1 pseudogene is annotated in these 354 nt (G+C 72.0%); it reads left to right on the top strand.

The annotated features are described in order from the left end of the window. A pseudogene (locus ADK67_RS52480) lies at positions 1 to 354 on the top strand (hypothetical protein); the annotation flags it as partial.

A 354-nucleotide genomic window follows, 5' to 3' on the forward strand; every position in this document is an offset into this window, starting at 1 on the left:
TTGGGCGCGACGGAGTTCCGGTACACCGTCGACGGCGTCACCACCGCCGTGCCGGTCGGACCGGACGGCACGGCGACCATCCGCTGGACCCCCGCGCACGCCGGCGACCAGTACTTCCGGGTGACGAGCCGCACAGCGGCGGGCGTGGAGTCGAGCCCCACCAGCTACCAGTTCCGGGTCTTCGACAACCCCGGCGTCACCTCGCCGGACTACCCGGCCTCGGAGTACTCGCGGTGGCGCGAGGGGTCCTTCACCTTCACCTCGAACCAGTTGGGCGCGACGGAGTTCCGGTACACCGTCGACGGCGTCACCACCGCCGTGCCGGTCGGACCGGACGGCACGGCGACCATCCGC

Origin of the sequence: Saccharothrix sp. NRRL B-16348, assembly GCF_001280085.1 — a bacterium.
Taxonomy (GTDB): Bacteria; Actinomycetota; Actinomycetes; order Mycobacteriales; family Pseudonocardiaceae; genus Actinosynnema.